This is a genomic window from Hyunsoonleella ulvae, from assembly GCF_016827605.1.
In the GTDB taxonomy this organism is placed as follows: Bacteria; Bacteroidota; Bacteroidia; order Flavobacteriales; family Flavobacteriaceae; genus Jejuia; species Jejuia ulvae.
Genome location: NZ_JAEPJQ010000002.1, coordinates 75,852 through 96,462, shown reverse-complemented (window position 1 = coordinate 96,462; position 20,611 = coordinate 75,852). Strand labels below are relative to the sequence as shown.

Sequence of the window (20,611 nt, the reverse complement as noted above, 5' to 3'; positions counted from 1 at the left end):
CGTTTATTTAGAGATGATCATTTTAAATGTCATATCATTAGCCTGAGTGTTACCCTGTTTCATAATACAGGTATAACCGTTTTTTGCAGTATCTGTAATTATAATTTTAAACACTTTACCAACTGCGTATTCATATTCCTTTTGTGATACTTTACTACAAGTCAATTTAAATTCACAGTCTGATAGCCACTCAATATCATTATGTATGATAAGACCAGTAGAGGTATTAGTCTCAATTTGTTCAGAGTTAGTTCTGGTAATTTTCCATGCGGAATAAGAGGTATTATCATACTCAAAATTACCTGTTCTAAAATCAGAACATGATATTTCTTGACCAAAAGTACTTAGGAAGAACATAGAAAACAGTAAAAAAACTAGCTTTCTCATGGTACAAGGGTGTTGGTTACTTACGTTAAATATAATATTTTTTAAATGAGTAAGAAAGATATCACATGAAAAATATTTGTTTAGGGTACAAAAAAGCCTCACTCTAATTGAATGAGGCAATGTTTTTTAAAACTTTTAGAGTTTACATTGTGTAAAAGAACTGCTCAAAAACAATTTTTCCGTCGTTAACCTCAAATACACAAACTTCTTCCATTTGTTGTCTTCCTCTATCTTTAAATGTAACGTCAAAACTCATCTTAGTTGTAAAATGATTACCAGCAATAACTGGGTCGCTGATGTCTCCACCATGAAACTCCACAACATTATCTAACCACTGCTTACTTTTTTCGTAAACCTCTTGTTTGCCTGTTACCACTTCCCCATAAGGTACTCCTGGCATTTCTTTACTGGTTACATTATCACCATAAAGCTCTTGGATACATTCTAAATTTTTTCCCTCTCGACACATTTGTGCCCATTGGTTTGCTACGTCTTGTGTGCTCATAATATTTTAGTTTTTTTTTGATTGTGCTTTAAAAGTATGGAAATATTGATAGGTAATATCTTAATAAAATGTTATTACTTCAATTTAGGTATTAGTACAAAAAAACCACCTTGAAAAGGTGGTTTTTAAATTAATTTGAGTTAGTCACTACTCTTAAAATCAAGCTTTTTTGGCCGTGATATTTATTTTAAGTTCAATATCATCATTGATGAACTTATCCCCTAAATCACCAAAAATAGATTTAGACTTATATTTTATGTCCCATTTAGTCCTATCTATGGTAAACGCTTCACTTGTAAGTGTTATAGTGTCTTCAGCTGTAGTTACACTTACAGGAAAAGTGATATTTTGTTTAATACCTTTTATGGCTAAATTACCAGATAACATTGTTTTACCTTCAGCATCACTTAAACCTGTAATTTCGAAAGCGGCATTTGCGTGGTTTTCCACATCAAAAAAATCAGGACTCTTTAAGTGGCCAACTAAATCTGCATTGCCTTTCTTATCAGCAGGAATATCCAGAACGGTAATAGATGTCATGTCTGCTAGGAAAGATCCACTTTCAACATCAGAACCATTCATATTAATCACACCTGATTCTAAATTTACCACACCATTATGTGTTCCTGCGGGCTTAAATCCTTTCCATTCTATGGTAGAAGCACTGGCATCAGCAACATATTTTACGGCTTCTACTTTGGCTTCGGCTACTTCTTCAGCAGTGGATGTTTCAGCTTCTTTAGCTTTATCTTTACATGATACGAGTGCAATACTAATTACACTTAGGAAAAGTATAGTTTTAAAACTCTTTTTCATTTTTTATAGTTTTTAGTGTTTAAAAATCAAATGTAACTAATTTGTTTCATAGAATAAAAAAAAAGTTAAACAAAAATTTTGTTAAAAAAAGTTGTGACAATATGGCATTTTAGTAATAATGGCAGTACTTTTGCCAACCGAAATATAGCAGTATTAATGTAATGTACAATGAGTAAGAAAAACAAAGAAAAGGATATAAAAGCAGAGGAAGCTAACGGCATAGAAAACGACGCAGTAGCGGTTGAAGAGCAAGAGACCACTGAAGTACCAACAGAGGAAATATCTGTTGAAGATAAATTAAAAGAAGAACTCCAAGGAGAAAAGGATAAGTTTTTGCGCTTATTTGCTGAATTTGAAAACTATAAGAAGCGCACTTCCAGAGAGCGAGTAGAATTGTTTAAAACAGCAGGTAAAGAAATAATGTTAGAATTATTGCCTGTTCTTGATGATTTTGAACGTGCTTTAACTCACATTGAAGACGATAAAGAAGCAGAAGAATTAAGAAAAGGGGTGTTGTTAATTTACCAAAAATTATTATCAACACTTGAGAAGAAAGGGCTTTCTGTGGCAGAAGTCGCCAAAGGCGATACTTTTGATGCAGAAGTACATACAGCTATCACACAAATCCCAGCGCCTAGTGATGATTTAAAAGGTAAAGTAGTTGATGTTGTTGAAAAAGGGTATAAATTAGGAGATACCATCATTCGTTTTCCAAAAGTAGTTGTTGGTCAATAAAACAAAATCATGGCGAAGAGAGATTATTACGAAGTTTTAGGAGTAAGTAAAGGTGCTAGTGCCGGTGAGATAAAAAAAGCTTACAGAAAGAAAGCTATCGAGTTTCATCCAGATAAAAATCCAGATGATAAAGAAGCAGAGGCTAAATTTAAAGAAGCGGCTGAGGCATACGAGATATTAAGTGATCCCGATAAAAAGGCCCGTTACGATCAGTTTGGTCATCAAGCTTTTGAAGGTGGCGGTGGCTTTGGAGGCGGTGGTATGAACATGGATGATATCTTTAGCCAGTTTGGAGACATTTTTGGTGGTGCTTTTGGCGGTGGCGGATTCTCTGGTTTTGGAGGTGCTGGTGGCCAACGTCGTGTAAAAGGGAGTAATCTTCGTATACGCGTTAAGTTAACCTTGGAAGAGATTGCTAATGGTGTAGAGAAAAAAATTAAGGTTAAACGTAAAGTACAAGCACCAGGTACTACATATAAAACATGTTCTACATGTCAAGGCACAGGACAAGTAACCAGAATTACAAATACCATATTAGGTAGAATGCAAACTTCTGCACCCTGTAATGTATGTGGTGGTTCTGGACAAATTATCGATAGAAAACCAGCTGATGCCGATGCCCAAGGTTTAAAAGTAAATGAAGAAACAGTTTCTATAAAAATACCTGCAGGTGTGGTAGACGGTATGCAGCTTAAGGTATCAGGTAAAGGTAATGAAGCTCCCGGTAATGGTATTTCAGGAGACCTGTTAGTAGCCGTAGAAGAGACAGAACACCCACGATTACAAAGAGAAGGCGATAATTTACATTACGATTTATATGTAAGTTTCCCAGAGGCTGTACTAGGAACTTCCAAAGAAATTGACACCGTTACAGGCAAGGTTCGTATTAAAGTTGAAGCTGGTGTACAATCTGGAAAGATTTTACGCTTGCGCGGAAAAGGTATTCCTAGTTTAAATGGTTATGGTAAAGGAGACTTGTTGGTTCATGTAAATGTTTGGACACCAAAAACACTTAACAAAGAACAACGTGAGTTTTTCGAGGCGATGTTAGAAGATGATCATTTTTCCCCAAAGCCAGAGAGTTCAGATAAGTCATTTTTTGAAAAAGTAAAAGATATGTTTTCTTAAACATTCTGTGCAGGCAACTTTATAATTAGTTTTCTAAACTAAGATTATTACCGATCTAACTTTAGATTTTTTATCATATTCATGATAAGATTGAAGATAGTGCAATAGATTAAAAAAAATCCGTAGTAAAATGGAATTTTTTGTGTGAGGCACAACTTATCTTAATAGTTTTGCTATTAGTTAAGAAAAAAAAACTATATTTGATTATCGCTAATTAACATTAGTGATAATTTTTCTTTTTCATAGCAATTTTTTTCCCATCCTTAGTTTTAATTAAGGATGGGTTTTGTTTTTGTACCAAACTCAACATAATTCCGTCTTTTCTGCGAGTTAATAGGTTATCATTTTTTAATGATAAATCCTAAATCAAGGTAGTAGTATTGTCAATTTTTCCCAATTAATTTACTTGTTTAGAGTTTAATGAACTCACATACATTTAATATCTTTACATTTCTTTTAATTAAAAATTGTGCATGGACAAACTATTGGAAGTTAATGGTGCTAGTAAAAAGTTCGGGAATTTTACAGCATTAAACAATGTTTCTATAACCGTACCTAAAGGTAGTATTTATGGGCTTTTAGGTCCTAATGGGGCAGGAAAAACCACTTTAATCAGAATTATAAATCAAATTACTTTACCAGATTCAGGCAGTGTTGTTTTAGATGGAGAACCTTTAAACGAATCGCATATAAAGGATATTGGTTATTTACCAGAGGAACGCGGTTTGTACAAATCTATGAAAGTAGGAGAGCAAGCGATGTATTTGGCACAATTAAAAGGATTAAGTAAAGCGGTAGCTAAAGAACGACTTAAGTATTGGTTTGATAGATTAGAAATTGGGGACTGGTGGAACAAGAAAATTCAAGAGCTTTCAAAAGGAATGGCTCAAAAAATACAGTTTGTGGTTACCGTATTGCATGAGCCTAAGCTATTAATTTTTGATGAGCCTTTTTCTGGTTTTGATCCCATAAATGCTAATTTAATTAAAGATGAAATTTTAAGACTTCGCGATAATGGAGCTACTGTTATCTTTTCAACACATAGAATGGAATCGGTAGAGGAACTTTGTGATGATATAGCGCTTATCCATAAATCTAACAAAATTTTAGATGGAAAGATTTTAGATGTGAAACGAGCATATAAATCCAATACGTTTGAAGTTGGTATAAATTCCAATGATAATGTAGCACTAGAAAAAATGTTGTCAGATAAATTTGTTACATCTTCCGCTAGTTTTAAAACCTTAAATGATGAGTTGAAGTTAAATGTGAAAATATCTGAAAATCAATCATCTAAAGATTTATTGAGTTTCTTGTTGTCTCAAGGAGAAGTGTCTCATTTTGTTGAGCTTATACCCAGTGTTAATGATATTTTTATACAAACAGTAACTAACAATAACCTACAGTAATTATGAATCATTTACCACTTATCATTAAACGTGAATATTTATCTAAGGTTAAGAATAAGTCCTTTATAATAATGACAATTTTAAGTCCTATTATCATGATTGCTTTTATAAGTATTGTCGCTTATTTATCACAATTAAATAAAGACAAGGTGCGAACAATTTCAATCTTGGATGAATCTGGCAAAGTGAAAGATATCTTCAAAAGTACTGATAATACCACTTATAATTTTTTAGATGACGACATGTCCTTAGAAGATGCCAAAACGTTGGTAACAGAAACTTCAGGATATGGTTTATTACATATAAAAGATGCTTCAAATATAGAAACCTTATCAAAAGGAATAAAATTTTATTCAGAAGAGTCTCCGTCAATATCTACAATACCTAACTTAGAAAATAAAATAGAAAAGCATCTAACATTAATTAATTATAAAAATGTTGGTATTGATGTCGACGAAATAGAAGCATCAAAAGTAAAAGTAGATATTTTTCAAGAGAATTTTGCTGGTGAGACATCATCTAAAACAGATAGCATCATCAAACTTATTTTTGGTGGCGCAGCTGGTTACTTGCTGTTTATGTTTATCATTATTTATGGCAATATGATTATGCGAAGTGTTATAGAAGAAAAAACCAGTAGGATTATTGAAGTTATTGTGTCTTCAGTAAAACCTGTACAATTAATGTTAGGTAAAATTATTGGAACCTCTTTGGCGGGACTTACGCAATTTGCTATTTGGTTAATTTTGGGTAGCATATTTATTTTAGTGCTTTCACTTATTTTAGGAATAGATATAAGTCAATTTAGAACCCCTCAGCAAGATATTATGGATCAACTAATTAATCAGACTGGATTTAATGCTGATTTTCTTGAAGGGATAAAGAGTTTTTTCAATTTACCATTAACTAATCTCATAATTGCCTTTATATTATTTTTTATTAGTGGGTATTTATTATACAGTTCGCTTTATGCCTCTATTGGCGCTGCGGTTGATAATGAGACCGATACGCAGCAATTTATGTTACCTATTTTAATGCCTTTGATTTTAGCGGTGTACATTGGTATTTTTACGGTAATAGAAGATCCACATGGAACAGTATCCACGGTGTTTTCATTTATACCTTTTACCTCCCCAGTAGTTATGCTAATGCGTATACCCTTTGGTGTACCTATTTGGCAACAACTACTATCTTTAGGGTTATTAATAGGTACTTTTATTTTTACAGTTTGGTTTGCTGCAAAAATTTATAGAGTAGGTATTTTAATGTATGGTAAAAAACCTACTTACAAGGAACTTTTAAAGTGGATAAAATACTAATGCAAGAAACATCTAAGGATAACATACAAAGTGAAGTAGGCGCTATAGAAGAGGTATTGCAAGACTCCTCTGTAGGACAAGCAATCCAGGAGTTTCTAAATTTTAAAATTGTAGATTTTACCTATGGTACAGGAGCTGATGCACATCAAATAGTACTCAGGGTAAAATATTTACTTTTGGTTATCTTGGTAATGATACTTACTACCTTTTTGTTAAGGTGGGTAAAAAAAATAGTTACCAGAAGGCTACCACAAGAAGATAAGGTTAAGTTCAATACAGTGTTTTCCTTTACACGATGGGTTATATATCTTGTAGTAATGCTGGTAGTGTTGGACGCTAGTGGTTTTAATATCACAGCTATCTTTGCGGCTTCAGCAGCGTTATTAATAGGTATAGGCTTAGCTCTACAGACCCTTTTTCAAGATATTATTTCTGGGATTTTTATTTTGATAGACCGTTCTGTTCAAGTTGGCGATATTGTAGAATTAGAGGGGAAAGTAGGGCGTGTTGAAGAAATAAAATTACGGACCACAAGAGCGGTTACCATAGATAATAAAGTACTAATTATCCCTAATCATCAATACCTAACCAATAGTCTATATAACTGGACCCAAAATGGTAAGCTAACACGAGAGAGTGTATCGGTTGGTGTGGCCTATGGTAGTGATGTTAATTTGGTAAAAGATGTATTGCTAAAAGCAGCCGATTCTCATGACATGGTACTAAAACATCCAGCCCCCTTGGTATTATTCGAAAATTTTGGGGATAGTGCTCTGGAATTTAAATTGGTATTCACGCTTAATGATAGTTTTATAGGAGTAATTCCGAAAAGTGATATAAGATTTGAAATAGACCGCTTATTTAGAGCACACGACATTAAAATTCCATTTCCACAACGTGATATCCATATTGTTTCAAAACCTTCAGAAGATAAATAAGTCAAGGAACAGTATGCTATATAGGTATATGTTGTATTTGTTGCTGTCTTTAATGGGAATACAGCACGGGCACTGCCAATTAACTGATATCGCCAGATTAGAGTATTCTTTTATACCACAGAGTAATTCGGAGGATAATTATAACAGATTAAGAGCATTATTTAACTATCCTATTGAAACTAAAAAAGATTGCTATTTAGTTGTTGGTGCTGAATATAACAGGGTTATTTTGAATTTAGAAGAAGATTATCCCTTTGATACATCAGCGCTAGACAGAATTCATATAATAGATTTAAATCTCGGGTATACTTTTAAGTGGAAAGATACATGGCGTGTAGGTTTAAATTTTAATCCAAGAATCTCATCCACACTTACAACGAGTTTAAGTATGGATGATTTTTTCTTAAATGGAGGGGTGTTTTTTATAAACGATAGAACTAAAGCTGAAGATATAAATCGCCCTTACCGTCTCATTTTGGGGTTAACATATAATGCAACTACGGGGATACCATTTCCATTACCATTTGTAAGTTATTTTAGAAATATAAACCACCGTTGGAGTTTTAACGCTGGTGTGCCAAAATCAAATTTAAAATACGCTATAAATACTAAAAATAATTTGCAAGCATTTGTAGCGCTTGATGGTTATTTGGCCCATATACAGGAGAAATATCCTGTTAACGGCGATTTAGTCGATCATATTTCACTATCAGTAGCTGTAGGAGGGCTAGGTTATGAATACCTATTTACTAAAAATTTGGTAGGGTATTTGTATACTGGCTATACATTTAGATTAAATAACGTATTACGTAATGAAAATAGAGATGAAGTTTTTAAATTAGACGAGATAAATGCCTTTTATTTAAGAACGGGAATAAAATTTAAAATTTGAGAATATGCCAAAAATATTGATTATTGAAGATGAAGCTGCCATAAGGCGCGTACTGGTTAAAATTCTTTCTGAGGAAAGTAGTACGTACGAGGTTGAAGAAGCCGAAGATGGTTTAGCTGGAATGGAAAAAATAAAAAAGGAAGATTTTGATTTAGTGTTGTGCGATATTAAAATGCCAAAGATGGATGGCGTAGAGGTCTTAGAAGCCACTAGAAAGATAAAACCTGAAACTCCTATTGTGATGATATCAGGGCATGGGGATTTAGACACTGCCGTAAATACCATGCGTTTAGGTGCTTTTGATTATATATCTAAACCACCAGATTTAAATAGATTGTTAAATACCGTTAGAAATGCTTTAGATAGAAAGGAACTTGTGGTAGAAAATAAGATTCTAAAGAAAAAAGTAAGTAAAAAATATGAGATGATAGGGGAGAGCGATTCCATTACTCAAATTAAAGAGATGATTGATAAGGTTGCTCCTACTGATGCACGTGTTTTAATTACCGGACCTAACGGAACTGGAAAAGAGCTAGTAGCCCATTGGTTACATGAAAAGAGCGAACGGGTTAAAGGCCCCATGATAGAGGTAAATTGCGCAGCTATCCCCAGTGAATTAATTGAAAGTGAATTGTTTGGTCATGTAAAGGGGGCTTTTACTAGCGCCAACAAGGATAGGGCTGGTAAGTTTGAGGCAGCTAATGGCGGTACTATTTTTTTGGATGAAATAGGGGATATGAGTTTGTCTGCCCAAGCTAAAGTGCTTCGTGCTTTACAAGAAAGTAGGATTCAGCGCGTGGGAAGCGATAAAGATATAAAGGTTGATGTTCGTGTGGTAGCAGCTACAAACAAAAATTTGAAAAAGGAAATAGAGGACGGTAAGTTTAGAGAGGATTTATACCATAGATTAGCGGTAATTTTAATTAAAGTACCAGCTTTAAATGATAGACGTGATGATATACCTCTGTTAATTAAGCATTTCTCTAAGAAGATCTCAGACGAACAAGGCACAGCCCAAAAGAACTTCTCTGACAAAGCCACAAAGCTATTACAGGATTACGACTGGACTGGAAATATTCGTGAATTAAGAAACGTGATAGAGCGCTTAATAATTCTTGGGGGGTCTGAGGTTAGTGAGCAAGATGTAAAATTATTTGCTTCTAAATAATATGCTATTTTTTACTTTTATAAGCTCTACCTAATATTTAAAATATGAATAACTACAAAGTAACAACGCCAATTGCATTAGAAAACACTCAAACTAAAGTGGTTATAGAAGATGCCAAGAAACAACTAAAACAAACCAGACGAGAGCTGGGAGAACTTCAAGACACATTATATGCGCATGGTAAATATGCGGTTTTAATATGCATACAGGGTATGGATACCGCAGGAAAAGATAGTTTAATAAGAGAGGTATTTAAAGATTTTAATGTTAGGGGAGTGGAAGTGCATAGTTTTAAAGTGCCTACGGAATTAGAACTGAAGCATGATTACTTATGGAGACACTATATTGCATTGCCAGCAAGAGGCAAATTTGGTGTTTTTAATAGAACTCATTATGAAAATGTTTTAGTAACACGAGTACATCCCGGTTATATTATGGGAGAAAATATACCTGGCGTAGATTCAGTAGATGCTGTTGATGAGACGTTTTGGGAAAAACGCTTTGAACAGATAAATAATTTTGAAAAACACGTGGCAGAAAATGGCACTTTAATTTTTAAGTTCTTTTTAAACCTATCTAAAGATGAACAAAAGTACCGTTTGCTAAGGCGTTTAAGAAAACAGGAAAAAAACTGGAAGTTCTCTGCTGGAGACTTAAAAGAGCGTAAACTTTGGGATGAATACCAGGTGTGTTATGAGGAAGCTATCAATAAAACCTCTAAACCGCATGCACCTTGGTACATGATTCCAGCTGATGATAAACCCAGTGCCAGATTAATTGTGGCACAAATACTATTAGATACTTTGAAGCAATACGATGATATCAAGGAGCCTGAATTAGACGATGAAACTAAAGTTAATTTAGATTTGTATAAGGCGCAGTTAGAGGGAGAGTAGATATCTCCGATTAATGTTCTGATTTTAGGTATTTATACTTAACTAAATCGTTTTTGCTCAATACTTTTTTCATAGTTCCATTTTTGATGATAAAACTTTTATCTACTATTTCAAGAACGTCATTGTAATAGTGGTCTGTTATTATAATGCCCTTTACTTCTTTTAGCTTGATTAATAATTCCTTTATAAAATCTTTGTAAAGAGGTTCTATCATAGAAAAGGGTTCATCTAACATTAAAAATTGATGGTTAAGATTTCCAATAATTAGTAATTCAAGATATCTAAGTTGCCCTAAAGATAACTTTCCAACTTTTGTTTTTTCAAAACTAGCTACTTGAGGGGAATAAAAGATTTTGTCCTGATCGTTTCCCTCAGGGAAAAACAAAGGGATTATTTGTCTTACTTTTAATTCCTTAGGTAAAAAAGTTTCTTGAGGTAAATAACCTATCCTCTTTGATGAAATAATATTTCGCTGTGCAATATTACGGGAGTTTATTGCTATTTGTAAGTTGTTGGCTTTAACCGTGCCAAAAATAAGTTTTAATAAAGTAGATTTTCCTGTCCCATTCCTACCAAAAATTCCAATTATTTCTCCAGTAGAACAATCTAATGTGATATCTTTTAGTAAAACTTTTTTGCCAAATGATTTGTTAAGATTTGTAATTTTTAATGAATTCATTTCTTTATTAAAATGTTACAAGAATTAACAATAGGGTTAAAGAAATAATGAGATTAATTAACCAGACTTTTAACAATAGGCTCATTTTGGTAAAACCAAGATTATAATAGCCATAATACTGATTTTTTTTAAATGTTCTATACCCCAAAACTCCTATAAAAATCCCAAATGAAGAGAAAATAATTAAACTCCATAAGATACCAGATGAAAAAGCAAAAATTAATGAAAAAGGAACATTAAAGATATTTATGTCAATAAAAAATCTAAAAAAGGCTCTATGATACAAATCTTGAATGTAATTATTTAGTTTTCCTCAGGAAACGTAATATGCTGGTAAGCACCTAAATCTGGGCTCGCAGTTCTGCTAACATTTAAAATATCATTAGGCACTTGACTTGCAAAAGTTGAGTTGCCCTGTCCGTTGGCAGCAGAATCATCTCCAATAATTAACATATTGTTACTGGGATCCTTAAAATTAGGGTCTTGATTAAAAATCATGTTTTCGTACAACGTAGTATTATCAAAGTCAAAATTAGGATCAGTAAAATTATTGTTTCTATCATCAAAACGAGCCAAGCAATTTGTAAATTTAAAGTTAAAATCAACGTCGTTGTCTTCAACTTCATCTAATAAAAATTCAGGGTTATCATTGCCATAAATAATGCAATTGTTAAAATTAGCTTCAACTAAGTCTGTAACAACAACGGTTTCTTCGTCGGCTACAATAAAATTGTTGACTAAGAGTGCAGGTAATGGTCTTGGTCCACCTTGCCAGTAGTTAGCAATGGTACAATGTGTAAAATTATATTTCCCCCCAAAAGTTACTGCCAAAGAAGATTGTCCTGCATTATTTACAACTAAATTTTCTCCAGATATGGAAGTATTTCTGCCAAGTATGCCAAAACTTCCTGAGTTATAGATTTGGGAATTAGTAATAGCCAATTTATCCTCCGTAGCATCAGCATTACCATCACATAAAATACCTACTAATGCATTTTTTATAGTTACATGATTAAATGTATTATTTATACTGCCATCCAATAACCATATGGTGCCCCATTGTCCTGGCCTGTCGGCGAAATTTGGCTCCAACCTATCACCTTCCATAATAACTTCATTTTCCAATAGTTCTTGATCTGTACTTAGTGCGCCATTTGCATTTATGGAAGCGCCAGATTGGACTATAATACCTGAGTTTTCATGAAAATGTAATCTGGCTCCAGCTTCAATGGTTAAGGTTTCTCCTTCTGGCACTGCAGCAAACCCATAAATAACATAGGGTTTTTCATTTGTTAGGGTTAACTCTTCAGGAAGTAATTCTCGCCCTTGCAAACTGGTTTCTACTTGCTCGTTGTCAATATTCAACGTTAGCGTTTCTACAATTTTGGTGGTATTGTCTCTATCTGGAAAAATAAAAATAGCATCCTTAACTAATGTAACTAACTCTACTTCCTGTAGATTAGCTCCAGAATCAAATTCAAGTTTGTCGGTATATAAAAACTCTCCATCTGGGTTAGGGAAATTATTAATATCTACAGTAGTCTCAACAAAAATAAATAGGCTATCATTTGCAAGTAACTCAATATTTTCAAATGTTTTTCCCGTAATACCATCAACGTTTAAACGGTATTGGGAAGCTTCTCCCAAACTTAATCGTACGGTAGGGATAACAATATCATCATCACTTCTATTATATACTTTTAAATTATAGGTGCTAGAACCTATGTTTGTAAAAATGGTATCTAAGTATACGGTATCTTTAGAGAATTCTAAACTTCCTGTACTTGCCGAAAACTCAAAATCCTTTCTGCAGGAACTCCAAAACATTAAAAAACAAATGGTAAGTATAAAGTAAGAGAGGCGTTTCATTCTGTCTAAAAAAAATTATGGATAAAAATATAACTTTTGAAACGAAGAATTAGTATAATATTAGTTTTTTAGATACAATGAGTCTTTAGATGTCTCAAAGGTTTCTGTAATTTTTAAAAAGTCTTTACTGAAATTTACCATAGAATCTAGTAAAATTACCCTATTTTCCTTAAGTATTAAATCTTTGTTGATATTTCTAGTTTCACAATAGTCTAGAAATAACAGAGCGTATTTTTCTGGTATATTTAAATCGTCTTGTAATAATTTTAAATTGAACAAGTCGTCTTGTTTAAAAAGAGAGTCGAGATCTTTTTGGGTTATATAAGTAACAGGTTGTTTTTTATTTTTCCGTTTAAACAGCTTTCCTATCATTTTTGCAATGGCAACAAAATTCATCCCGCTAGAATATGAAGACTCAGGAATATATAGTTGCATATTGTTTTTCATATCCCTTTCCAGGGCACTTTCTGCATTTTGCGTATACTCAAGCGGGTTAAAATCTTCGTTATCATCACTTATTAAAACCTCTCCAAGTGCATTTAGAGACTTTTTTAATTCAAAAACCACAATATCATTAAAATCACTCTCCTTTAACTTTATCATTTTGGTATGATGAAATAAGGATTCAAATAACAGTGTGTCGTTAACAATTGCAGAAATCGTAAAGTCTCCTTCATTATTGGTATAGGTTAATATTTTTTGATTGATATTATAAACTTTTATACCTTTTACAGTAGACTCGTTATCGTAAACTTTACCATTGATGGTTTGGGAGAATATGCTTATTGGGAGTAAAAATAAAAAGATATACTTTAATATAAAATGGTAGATAATGTAGGATTTATGGTAATAATGATTCATTAGATAAAAATATCATTTTTAAGTTGAAGAATGGTTCTGCTATTAATTTTTTATCAATAACGAATCTTTAGCGCTATTATGATTTTTAGTGATTTTTAAAAATTCCCTACTAAATTCTACTAATGAATCTAGCAGAACAACCTTGTTTTCTTCGGAAATTAGTTCTTTATTCAGACTTTTAGTTTCACAGTAATCTAGAAATAGGTGTGCATACGTTTCTGGAATTCTTAAATCTTGATGTAATAATCTTAAATTAAAAAAATCATCGTTTTTGAATAAGGAATCTAGGTGCTTATAGTTTATGTATTCAATAGGCTGGGGTTTGTATTTATTCTTCTTTTTAAATAGTTGTATAGCCATACCTATTATACCTAATATGTTTGCACCGCCTGTATAGGCAGACTCTGGCTTATACAAGTGTGGATTGTTTTTTATATCGTTTGCAAGTTGAAGCCCCGTAGCGTTTGTATATGTTTTTGCATTAAATGTCTTAGCATCATTATTGTTTAATAATACTTCTCCCAATTCATTAATTGTCTTTTTTAGTTCAAAAACTACGATGTCTTCAAAGTCTGTTGGTTTTAATTTAACCTGCTTTGGATTGTGGAATAGAGATTCAAACAATAAAGTATCATTCACAGAAGCTGCAATAGAAAATTCTCCCGCATCATCAGTATATGTTTTTATTTGCTTGCTTATATTGTATACTTTAATGCCCTTTACGGTAGATTGTTGATCGTAAACTTTTCCTTTTAAATGTTGAGAAAAAATACTCAATGGGAAGAGATATAGAATGAGATATTTCACGAGTTTGGATGTCTAGTAACATTCAAATAAAAGTTTTTTGTAGAACAGTAACTCCCATATTAAGATACTTTAACAGTGATTTTAGCTAACTATTAACACAAAAAAGTAAAACCCGATACTTTTTAACGTTATCGGGTTTTACTGGATAAGTTATTTAGCAGTTTACAACAAGGCTTTTATCATTTTTACAGCACTCTCTGGTGTAATATCTCGTTGTGGTGTACCAAACATTTCGTATCCTACCATGAACTTTTTAACTGTGGCACTTCTTAGTAGTGGAGGGTAAAAACTCATGTGCCAATGCCAATGCGAATTATCATTACCATCGGTTGGGGATTGATGTATACCTGCTGAATACGGGAATGATGTATTAAAAATTTTGTCATAAGCTTTTGTCAGTACAGCTATTGCTTCTGCATATAGCAATGTTTCTTCTTCTACCATTTCAGAAATGCTAGCCATATGTCTTTTGGGAACAATCATGGCTTCAAAAGGCCAAACAGCCCAGAAGGGTACAAGTACTATAAAACTCTCGTTTTCATAGATAATACGTTCTTTCTTATCTAGTTCTTGCAATAAATAATCGCCCAACAAACTACTTTTGTTTTTAGAAAAATAGTTGAACTGTTGGGTGTTCTTTTTATGTACCTCGTTTGGTAGGGTAGACTGACTCCAAATTTGTCCATGTGGGTGCGGATTGCTACATCCCATTACGGCACCTTTATTTTCAAAGATTTGAACGTAATTTATTTTTGGATTTTTACCCAACTCATTATATTCTTTTTGCCATGCATGGACTACTTTTTTAATTTCTTTGGGAGACATGTCTGCTAAACTCTTGGAGTGATCTGGGCTAAAGCAAATTACTTTACAGATGCCTGTTTCACTTTCTGCAATTAAAAGACCGTCATTAACCTGAAATTCAGGGGAGTCGCTTTGTAATGCAGCAAAATCATTATTAAAGATAAAAACATCTTCGTAGTTAGGATTTACTTCTCCATTGGCTCTGGTATTCCCTGGACAGAGATAGCAATTTTCATCATATTCAGGTCGTTTGTCATTGTTAACAACCTCATTTTGCCCTTGCCATGGGCGTTTAGCGCGATGGGGAGAGACTAAAACCCATTCTCCAGTTAAAATATTAAAACGTTTATGGGAGTAATCTTGTAAATATGAACTTTCCATTTTTTAGAATACAGTATTGTTGCGTTTTTATTTAGTTTACTATGTGTGTTCCATCTGATAATTCAATAAAGTACACAGAGCATTCTTTATCGAATTTTTTCTTATATGCTTTAGACGCTGTATCCGCAAAATTTTTCGCTTCACTTTTTGCTATAAGGTTAATGGTGCAGCCACCAAAACCTCCTCCCATCATTCTTGCACCTAAAACATCTTTGTTCTTTTTGGCTTGAGCTACTAAAAAGTCTAATTCATCACAGCTTACTTTAAATTGGTCAGACAAACCAGCATGGGATTGATAAATTAACATTCCTAACTTTTCTAAGTCGCCATCTTCAATCGCTTGAGCTGCTTTTAGAGTACGTTCATTTTCTTGGATAACGTAAAGAGCTTTTTGATAGTTGGTTGGCGTTACTTTATCTATTACTTTTTCTAAGTCTGATTCAGTAGCATCTCTAAGTGCTTTTATGCCTAATAATTCTGAAATATTTTCGCAGGCAGAGCGTCTGTCGTTATAGGCACTATCTGATAAACTATGCTTTACATTTGTATTGATAAGCATTAACTGATGGTCCTTAAAGTTTATTTCATACGGCTTAGACTCCACAGATCTACAATCTAAATGCAGCGCATTGTTTTTAATACCAAACATACTGGCATATTGATCCATGATACCACATTTTACACCAACATAGTTATGTTCTGCTTTTTGTGAAATTAAAATCATGTCGTGTTTAGATAGGCCCAAATCGAATAACTCATTTAATCCATAAACCACACTGTTTTCTAGTGCAGCTGATGAAGACATGCCTGCTCCGCTAGGAATATTACCTTTAAAAACTATATTAAAATCTCCAACTACGATATTTCTGTTTTGTATTTCGGCTACAACGCCAAATACATAATTTTCCCAATTCCCCTCTTTAGATGGCTTTAGTTTATCGAGTTCAAACTCAACAGTGCTATCCAAATCTAGTGCAATCGCTGTGGAGTAGCCAGAATCACTTTTTTGAATTGCTGCGGCGATGCCTTTGTCTACGGCAGCAGGAAATACAAACCCATCATTATAATCAGTATGCTCTCCTATAATGTTTATTCTACCAGGTGAGAAAATTAGAAGCGGGTCTGCCTTAAAGGTTTTAATGAATTTATTTTTTACGTCTTTTATTAGTGCAGTATTCATTGGTTTGTTTATTATTTTATTTTTATTGACCATGTAATGCTGTATGTTTTACCTGGCTCTAAAGTGTTTAATCCTATTTTGTTATTAAAGCTATCAGAAACGCCTGTAGTAGGCTCTATGGCTATAGTGTTTTGTCTTGGGGGGGTGTATAATTGTACAAAATTATTATTGCCAGTAGCATTAAATTTTAGGTTGTAATCGGGTGTTTTAAACACCACATTATCAGAGTTTAATATCCAGCAATCGTCAAAAAAACTATCTTTTATTTGAATCGTATCATTGTTATTTATGGATTCTGTTCCAGTAGTAATATTACGATCTCCTAAAGTTATTTTTTCAGTACTATCAAAACTTACATGGCTTTCATAAAGATTGGAACTTGTAAAATAAGGATGCCATCCTACAGTAAAAGGGAATACTTTTGTATCAGTATTTTCAATAGTTATTTTTACATCTACCAATGTTTGTGCAAAAACATACTCAACCCTAATTTTATAGGTATATGGAAATCCAATAGCAGTATTTTGTTCAACATATTCCAATGTTATGGAAGCCTTATCTTTAGTGGTTTCTTCATTAATTACATGAAAGGTTTTGTTATATACTAAACCATGTAATGCATTTTGTTCTTCTGCTTGGTTTTTCTCAAACTGATACGTTTTTCCTGCAAACTCATATTCTCCATCCTTTATCCTATTTGCAAAGGGGAACAAAATGGAAGACGCATAAGTGTCACTGTAGGGTAAAGGGCTAAGGTCCTGAATAATTTCATGGTTATTTAATGTTAGTTCTTGAAGACTAGCGCCTTGCTCCAAATAAATTTTACCATAAACAGAAGCTTCTGGGTTTGTAATTTCTAAAATATTTAATGTCTTGTTGTAGTTGATGTGGTACACTGAGTAAATTTTTAAAGTGAATGCCTTAAAATAAGGCGGTTTGGATTTTCTATATGTTGGTTTGTGTTATTTTGTATCATTTCTGCCAAACGCTCTCCCATAGCGGTAAAATCTGTTGAAATTGTAGTGATACCGCCTTCAACGATTTCTTTTAACAATGTGTCATTGTATGAAATTATTCCTATGTCTTTGGCTAAGGCGTATTGTTTTAATTTCATTTTTTTGATGATGCGAAGTAGTTGTTTGTCCTCTGGTACAATATATAATTCACCTTTTTCCAGAGTTTTGTCTTTCATGGATTCTAAGATGGAATAGTATAAATCATGATGTTTGCAGAATTTAATGAAACCCTCTTTCATACCAGTTGGTTGTTTTTTAGATGAAAAGATCAAAATTAATTTGTCATACTTCTTAATATGAGAAGTTACTTTTTCTAAATTTTGACAGATATCCTTTTCAAAATTTTGATAAATACCAGAGTAGCTTTGTAATTCTTCAGGCATTTGGTCTAAAATATAAACATCTTCATGTGGTAATTTTTTTAAAGCATGATGGGTGTCATTTAGATTGGCAGGCATTATGACATAGTTGTTATAGTTGCCAATGTTATCTTCTATTATCTTGTTAAATACATCAGGGTTAAAGTGATGAAAATAAATGTCTACCTTAAAACTGTCATTTAAGTTATTGATGAACGCATTATATAAATCTTCCTTGAAGGAATTTAGTTCATCAAATAGTAAAAATACTGTTTGTTTTACTGTAATATTTTCACTGGTAACATAATACCCTTTTCCAACTACAGATTGAATAACCCCTCGGCTTTTTAAATCATTAAAAGCCATTAAAACGGTATCTCTAGATAAGCTGTGCTTTTCTTTAACAGCATTTAAAGAGGGTATTTGGTCTCCTTTTTTCAATTTTCCTTCTAGGATAGCTTTCTCTATGGAAAAAACAATCTGTTGATACTTAGGAGTACTTATTTTATTGTTGATTTTAATCATAAAAGTGGAGGTAAAAATACGAATAATTTTTTAAAACCTACTAGACCCTACTAGTTGGGTTTGGAGAACTTAGTTTTAAGTTGACATTTTCACTTTTAAATCTATTATATTTGAAAGCTTAACTAAACTAACTAATACAATTATGACTTCAGGATTTGATACTTGGGATTATGTGGTTTTTATTGCTTACGCCATTTTAATTTTAGGAGTAGGCTTATGGGTGTCTAGAGATAAAAAAGGACATCAAAAAAACGCAGAGGACTATTTCTTAGCCAGTAAATCTCTACCTTGGTGGGCCATAGGGGCTTCGCTTATTGCAGCAAATATATCAGCAGAACAGTTTATAGGAATGTCGGGTTCTGGCTTTGCGTTAGGATTAGCTATCGCTTCTTATGAATGGATGGCGGCGTTAACTTTAATTATAGTAGGTAAGTACTTTTTGCCAATATTTATAGAAAAAGGGTTGTACACTATTCCAGAGTTTGTTGAGAAGCGTTTCTCTACAACTCTAAAAACAATACTTGCTTGTTTCTGGTTGGGATTATATGTCTTTATAAACTTAACTACTGTATTGTATTTGGGAGGTTTGGCTATTCAAACTATCTTAGGGGTGGATATTGTTTACGCCATGATTGGTTTAGCATTATTTGCAGCGGCGTATTCGTTATATGGTGGATTATCTGCAGTGGCATGGACAGATGTTATACAGGTTGTGTTTTTGGTTTTAGGTGGTATAGTTACTACATATTTAGCATTAAATACAGTTTCAGGTGGACAAGGAATAGTTGAAGGATTTAATATGGTAATTGATGCTGCTCCTGAAAAATTCCATATGGTTTTAGATGAGTTTAATAGTGATGGCACTAAGAATAAAAATTATTTAGATTTACCTGGAATTTGGGTGTTGATTGGAGGATTATGGGTTGCAAATATTTATTATTGGGGTTTTAATCAATACATTATTCAAAGAACATTAGCTGCCAAATCGCTGAAGGAATCTCAAAAAGGTATTCTCTTGGCAGCAGCATTGAAATTAGTAATACCATTAATTGTTGTAGTTCCGGGTATCGCAGCTTATGTAATGGTTAATGATCCGGAAATTATGTCTCGCCTTGGGGAAATAGGACAAATGAACTTACCATCAGTAGAAAAAGCGGATAAAGCTTATCCTTGGTTACTTCAATTTTTGCCTACGGGGCTTAAAGGAGTTGCATTTGCTGCTCTAGCAGCTGCTGTAGTGTCATCATTAGCTTCAATGTTGAACTCAACATCTACTATATTTACAATGGATATTTACAAACAATATTTTGATAAAAATGCAAATGATAAGAAAACTGTAAATGTGGGAAGAATTACTGCTGCCTTAGCTTTGGTTATAGCTGTTTTAATAGCACCTATGCTAGAAGGTTCAGATCAGGTATTTCAGGATATTCAAGAGTATACAGGACTGGTAAGTCCAGGTATTTTAGCAGTATTCTTATTAGGTCTGTTTTGGAAAAAAACTACAAATTCTGGTGCTATATGGGGAGCTATATTATCTATTCCAATTGCTCTTATTTTAAAGGTTTTACCTCAAAAAGTGGATGCATTTACCTGGCTAGCACCATGGATGCATCAAATGGGTATTTCTACGTTAATGTCCATCATGGTTATTATAATAGCTAGCTATTTGAACAATAAAGGTAAAGATGATGAAAAAGGCATTCATTTCTCAAAAAACCTTTTCAAAACAACTCCGTTATTTAATATTGGTTCTTTTGTTGTAATGTTAATTTTAGCATTTTTGTATACTAAATTCTGGTAATGCCAAAATGGTAAACTATAAGTTATGCAAAAGCCTCACAATTTGTGAGGCTTTTGCAATTTTAATCGTGAAAGGTATGTTTGATAACTAAAACAACCTCAAAGTATTTTCCTCTTTTTTTTAAAAGTAGTAT

General features: G+C 33.0%; 20 protein-coding genes. 9 read left to right on the top strand and 11 right to left on the bottom strand.

All coding sequences use genetic code 11. The features are described from left to right. Positions 1 to 3: 3 nt before the first annotated feature. The 3 genes from JS605_RS06230 to JS605_RS06220 form a co-directional block, all read right to left on the bottom strand. Entirely contained in the window at positions 4 to 387 is a 384-nt protein-coding gene (locus tag JS605_RS06230) for a hypothetical protein (protein ID WP_203256841.1), read from the bottom strand. 142 nt (positions 388 to 529) lie between these two features. After that, positions 530 to 892: a nuclear transport factor 2 family protein gene (locus JS605_RS06225; RefSeq protein WP_203256840.1), complete on the bottom strand. Its 363-nt coding sequence runs from the start codon at positions 890 to 892 to the stop codon at positions 530 to 532. 159 nt (positions 893 to 1,051) lie between these two features. After that, positions 1,052 to 1,708: a YceI family protein gene (locus JS605_RS06220; protein WP_203256839.1), complete on the bottom strand. Its 657-nt coding sequence runs from the start codon at positions 1,706 to 1,708 to the stop codon at positions 1,052 to 1,054. Positions 1,709 to 1,876: 168 nt separating this feature from the next. Between JS605_RS06220 and JS605_RS06215 the strand changes: the two genes are divergently transcribed. The 8 genes from JS605_RS06215 (at position 1,877) to JS605_RS06180 (ending at position 10,193) form a co-directional block, all read left to right on the top strand. Further along, on the top strand, positions 1,877 to 2,443 hold the full coding sequence (locus JS605_RS06215) for a nucleotide exchange factor GrpE (RefSeq protein WP_203256838.1): 567 nt from the start codon (positions 1,877 to 1,879) through the stop codon (positions 2,441 to 2,443). Positions 2,444 to 2,452: 9 nt separating this feature from the next. Then, the gene (dnaJ, locus tag JS605_RS06210) at positions 2,453 to 3,571 is read left to right on the top strand and encodes a molecular chaperone DnaJ (protein ID WP_203256837.1); all 1,119 of its coding nucleotides are present in this window, start codon (positions 2,453 to 2,455) and stop codon (positions 3,569 to 3,571) included. Positions 3,572 to 4,044: 473 nt separating this feature from the next. Continuing rightward, on the top strand, positions 4,045 to 4,980 hold the full coding sequence (locus JS605_RS06205) for an ABC transporter ATP-binding protein (RefSeq protein WP_203256836.1): 936 nt from the start codon (positions 4,045 to 4,047) through the stop codon (positions 4,978 to 4,980). A 2-nt stretch (positions 4,981 to 4,982) separates the two neighbouring features. Then, on the top strand, positions 4,983 to 6,299 hold the full coding sequence (locus tag JS605_RS06200; protein ID WP_203256835.1) for an ABC transporter permease: 1,317 nt from the start codon (positions 4,983 to 4,985) through the stop codon (positions 6,297 to 6,299). Beyond that, positions 6,299 to 7,237 (top strand): mechanosensitive ion channel family protein, encoded by a 939-nt coding sequence (locus JS605_RS06195; RefSeq protein ID WP_203256834.1) that lies wholly within the window; start codon positions 6,299 to 6,301, stop codon positions 7,235 to 7,237. The genes JS605_RS06200 and JS605_RS06195 overlap by 1 nt, the downstream gene beginning before the upstream one ends. Before the next feature lie 13 nt (positions 7,238 to 7,250). After that, positions 7,251 to 8,129, top strand: a complete 879-nt coding sequence (locus JS605_RS06190; RefSeq protein ID WP_239000283.1) for a DUF6268 family outer membrane beta-barrel protein — start codon at positions 7,251 to 7,253, stop codon at positions 8,127 to 8,129. Between the two features lie 4 nt (positions 8,130 to 8,133). Then, complete coding sequence (locus JS605_RS06185) at positions 8,134 to 9,297, top strand: sigma-54-dependent transcriptional regulator (RefSeq protein ID WP_203256833.1); 1,164 nt, start codon at positions 8,134 to 8,136, stop codon at positions 9,295 to 9,297. 44 nt (positions 9,298 to 9,341) lie between these two features. Further along, positions 9,342 to 10,193: a PPK2 family polyphosphate kinase gene (locus JS605_RS06180; protein ID WP_203256832.1), complete on the top strand. Its 852-nt coding sequence runs from the start codon at positions 9,342 to 9,344 to the stop codon at positions 10,191 to 10,193. A 10-nt stretch (positions 10,194 to 10,203) separates the two neighbouring features. Here the strand turns inward: JS605_RS06180 and JS605_RS06175 are convergent, their stop codons facing one another. The 8 genes from JS605_RS06175 to JS605_RS06140 form a co-directional block, all read right to left on the bottom strand. Beyond that, complete coding sequence (locus JS605_RS06175) at positions 10,204 to 10,872, bottom strand: ATP-binding cassette domain-containing protein (protein ID WP_203256831.1); 669 nt, start codon at positions 10,870 to 10,872, stop codon at positions 10,204 to 10,206. A gap of 303 nt (positions 10,873 to 11,175) precedes the next feature. Next, positions 11,176 to 12,741 (bottom strand): hypothetical protein, encoded by a 1,566-nt coding sequence (locus JS605_RS06170; protein ID WP_203256830.1) that lies wholly within the window; start codon positions 12,739 to 12,741, stop codon positions 11,176 to 11,178. Positions 12,742 to 12,801: 60 nt separating this feature from the next. After that, positions 12,802 to 13,602 carry a peptidase associated/transthyretin-like domain-containing protein gene (locus tag JS605_RS06165; protein WP_203256829.1) on the bottom strand — a complete coding sequence of 267 codons (801 nt, stop codon included), beginning with the start codon at positions 13,600 to 13,602 and terminating at the stop codon, positions 12,802 to 12,804. A gap of 42 nt (positions 13,603 to 13,644) precedes the next feature. Beyond that, the gene (locus JS605_RS06160) at positions 13,645 to 14,379 is read right to left on the bottom strand and encodes a carboxypeptidase-like regulatory domain-containing protein (RefSeq protein WP_203256828.1); all 735 of its coding nucleotides are present in this window, start codon (positions 14,377 to 14,379) and stop codon (positions 13,645 to 13,647) included. Positions 14,380 to 14,571: 192 nt separating this feature from the next. Continuing rightward, positions 14,572 to 15,594 carry a UDP-glucose--hexose-1-phosphate uridylyltransferase gene (locus JS605_RS06155; protein WP_203256827.1) on the bottom strand — a complete coding sequence of 341 codons (1,023 nt, stop codon included), beginning with the start codon at positions 15,592 to 15,594 and terminating at the stop codon, positions 14,572 to 14,574. 31 nt (positions 15,595 to 15,625) lie between these two features. Continuing rightward, positions 15,626 to 16,774: a galactokinase gene (gene galK, locus JS605_RS06150; RefSeq protein WP_203256826.1), complete on the bottom strand. Its 1,149-nt coding sequence runs from the start codon at positions 16,772 to 16,774 to the stop codon at positions 15,626 to 15,628. A gap of 11 nt (positions 16,775 to 16,785) precedes the next feature. Continuing rightward, complete coding sequence (locus tag JS605_RS06145) at positions 16,786 to 17,670, bottom strand: aldose 1-epimerase (protein WP_203256825.1); 885 nt, start codon at positions 17,668 to 17,670, stop codon at positions 16,786 to 16,788. A gap of 11 nt (positions 17,671 to 17,681) precedes the next feature. Continuing rightward, positions 17,682 to 18,674, bottom strand: a complete 993-nt coding sequence (locus tag JS605_RS06140; RefSeq protein ID WP_203256824.1) for a GntR family transcriptional regulator — start codon at positions 18,672 to 18,674, stop codon at positions 17,682 to 17,684. Between the two features lie 142 nt (positions 18,675 to 18,816). Between JS605_RS06140 and JS605_RS06135 the strand changes: the two genes are divergently transcribed. Further along, positions 18,817 to 20,478 carry a sodium/sugar symporter gene (locus tag JS605_RS06135; protein ID WP_203256823.1) on the top strand — a complete coding sequence of 554 codons (1,662 nt, stop codon included), beginning with the start codon at positions 18,817 to 18,819 and terminating at the stop codon, positions 20,476 to 20,478. The last annotated feature ends 133 nt before the right edge of the window (positions 20,479 to 20,611 follow it).

Excerpts from the sequence above, each read along its gene's own strand:
- JS605_RS06230 (WP_203256841.1), bottom strand. The coding sequence starts at position 387 with ATGAGAAAGCTAGTTTTTTTACTGTTTTCTATGTTCTTCCTAAGTACT.
- JS605_RS06225 (WP_203256840.1), bottom strand. The coding sequence starts at position 892 with ATGAGCACACAAGACGTAGCAAACCAATGGGCACAAATGTGTCGAGAG.
- JS605_RS06220 (WP_203256839.1), bottom strand. The coding sequence starts at position 1,708 with ATGAAAAAGAGTTTTAAAACTATACTTTTCCTAAGTGTAATTAGTATT.
- JS605_RS06215 (WP_203256838.1), top strand. The coding sequence starts at position 1,877 with ATGAGTAAGAAAAACAAAGAAAAGGATATAAAAGCAGAGGAAGCTAAC.
- dnaJ (WP_203256837.1), top strand. The coding sequence starts at position 2,453 with ATGGCGAAGAGAGATTATTACGAAGTTTTAGGAGTAAGTAAAGGTGCT.
- JS605_RS06205 (WP_203256836.1), top strand. The coding sequence starts at position 4,045 with ATGGACAAACTATTGGAAGTTAATGGTGCTAGTAAAAAGTTCGGGAAT.
- JS605_RS06200 (WP_203256835.1), top strand. The coding sequence starts at position 4,983 with ATGAATCATTTACCACTTATCATTAAACGTGAATATTTATCTAAGGTT.
- JS605_RS06195 (WP_203256834.1), top strand. The coding sequence starts at position 6,299 with ATGCAAGAAACATCTAAGGATAACATACAAAGTGAAGTAGGCGCTATA.
- JS605_RS06190 (WP_239000283.1), top strand. The coding sequence starts at position 7,251 with ATGCTATATAGGTATATGTTGTATTTGTTGCTGTCTTTAATGGGAATA.
- JS605_RS06185 (WP_203256833.1), top strand. The coding sequence starts at position 8,134 with ATGCCAAAAATATTGATTATTGAAGATGAAGCTGCCATAAGGCGCGTA.
- JS605_RS06180 (WP_203256832.1), top strand. The coding sequence starts at position 9,342 with ATGAATAACTACAAAGTAACAACGCCAATTGCATTAGAAAACACTCAA.
- JS605_RS06175 (WP_203256831.1), bottom strand. The coding sequence starts at position 10,872 with ATGAATTCATTAAAAATTACAAATCTTAACAAATCATTTGGCAAAAAA.
- JS605_RS06170 (WP_203256830.1), bottom strand. The coding sequence starts at position 12,741 with ATGAAACGCCTCTCTTACTTTATACTTACCATTTGTTTTTTAATGTTT.
- JS605_RS06165 (WP_203256829.1), bottom strand. The coding sequence starts at position 13,602 with ATGAATCATTATTACCATAAATCCTACATTATCTACCATTTTATATTA.
- JS605_RS06155 (WP_203256827.1), bottom strand. The coding sequence starts at position 15,594 with ATGGAAAGTTCATATTTACAAGATTACTCCCATAAACGTTTTAATATT.
- galK (WP_203256826.1), bottom strand. The coding sequence starts at position 16,774 with ATGAATACTGCACTAATAAAAGACGTAAAAAATAAATTCATTAAAACC.
- JS605_RS06140 (WP_203256824.1), bottom strand. The coding sequence starts at position 18,674 with ATGATTAAAATCAACAATAAAATAAGTACTCCTAAGTATCAACAGATT.
- JS605_RS06135 (WP_203256823.1), top strand. The coding sequence starts at position 18,817 with ATGACTTCAGGATTTGATACTTGGGATTATGTGGTTTTTATTGCTTAC.